2 protein-coding genes are annotated in these 1,045 nt (G+C 54.7%); one reads left to right on the plus strand and one right to left on the minus strand.

From position 1 onward, the window contains the following. Window positions 1-88 precede the first annotated feature (88 nt). Window positions 89-367 (minus strand): ferredoxin family protein, encoded by a 279-nt coding sequence (locus H5U08_RS19665; RefSeq protein ID WP_095416234.1) that lies wholly within the window; start codon window positions 365-367, stop codon window positions 89-91. 308 nt (window positions 368-675) lie between these two features. Between H5U08_RS19665 and H5U08_RS19670 the strand changes: the two genes are divergently transcribed. Then, entirely contained in the window at window positions 676-912 is a 237-nt protein-coding gene (locus H5U08_RS19670) for a hypothetical protein (protein ID WP_297037133.1), read from the plus strand. Window positions 913-1,045: the final 133 nt, after the last annotated feature.

Below are 1,045 nucleotides of genomic sequence, written 5' to 3' on the forward strand. Positions count from 1 at the left end.
GTTCATACTCCCCATCCCCTATCCGAGGGGATATTGTGCCCTGGCTCGCCAAGGCCGACGGGCCAGGAAGTTGGCGTTCAATGCGATATCACGCCTCGCAGAGCGGTTTCTTCTTTTCTGTAATTTTCGGGCACTGGGGCGCCATCTCGGCGTTGATTTTGATGTACTCTTTCCACTCTTCTGGCACATTATCTGCAAGGAAAATGGCGTCCACCGGACATTCGGGGACACACGCCTCGCAGTCGATGCATTCATCCGGATGGATGTAAAGCATCATCTCCCCTTCGTAGAAGCACTCCACGGGGCAAACCACGACACAATCCGTATACTTGCATCCATAGCAAGGTTTGCAGACGACGTGTGTCATACCGATGCTCTCCGCGATCACATGGAAACACAATCACCCTTGGACGCCACAAGCTTGAACGTTTGACGAATGCCAAGCCTGATGACGCGCCCCTCCTGCGTGCAACATTCTTTACGTCATATTATGGGGGCAAAAAAACAATGTCAAGGAACAAGTACGCCATTGCTAAAATCGGGGTGAACCCGGGCAAACGCCGCTCGCGAGACGCCCCTTGGGTGTAACAGGCCTGTCATAACTTAGTCACGCCAAATGATCCGACAGAGGAATCGCAGACCAAACCATTTCGTCCCAAACCGGGAGGAAACGTCATGCACGGCCGGGATCGAACGACGCTCGTTCAGCGCCTCCTTGCGATTGTCTTCAGCCCCGATTTTTGCGAGAAGTGGTGCCCCATTTGTGTGCGGGCTCGAAAAGGAATTCGCTGGGCCCGCTGGATTCAGCGACTGGAGCTCGCCCTGACGGGTGGCGGCTGTCCGTGGGGACGCGCCCGACAGAAAAAATACGGTGTACCGCCCGACATTCCAATTAGCCAAGGGATACAATGAAACTACCGGGCCCGCTCGCTTCTGCGGTGCCGTACGCGTTTGCTCAGGAGGCGACGAAATCGTGGTTCAAACAATGAGTATGTCATCTATTCCACAAGATGACCTGACGAAGTTTCTCCCCATGACCCGGGAG

The sequence above is a fragment of the Thermogutta sp. genome, from assembly GCF_014359955.1.
In the GTDB taxonomy this organism is placed as follows: domain Bacteria; phylum Planctomycetota; class Planctomycetia; order Pirellulales; family Thermoguttaceae; genus Thermogutta.

Bases quoted from the DNA above. Each gene is read 5' to 3' on its own strand.
- H5U08_RS19670 (WP_297037133.1), top strand. From the start codon at position 676: ATGCACGGCCGGGATCGAACGACGCTCGTTCAGCGCCTCCTTGCGATT.
- H5U08_RS19665 (WP_095416234.1), bottom strand. From the start codon at position 367: ATGACACACGTCGTCTGCAAACCTTGCTATGGATGCAAGTATACGGAT.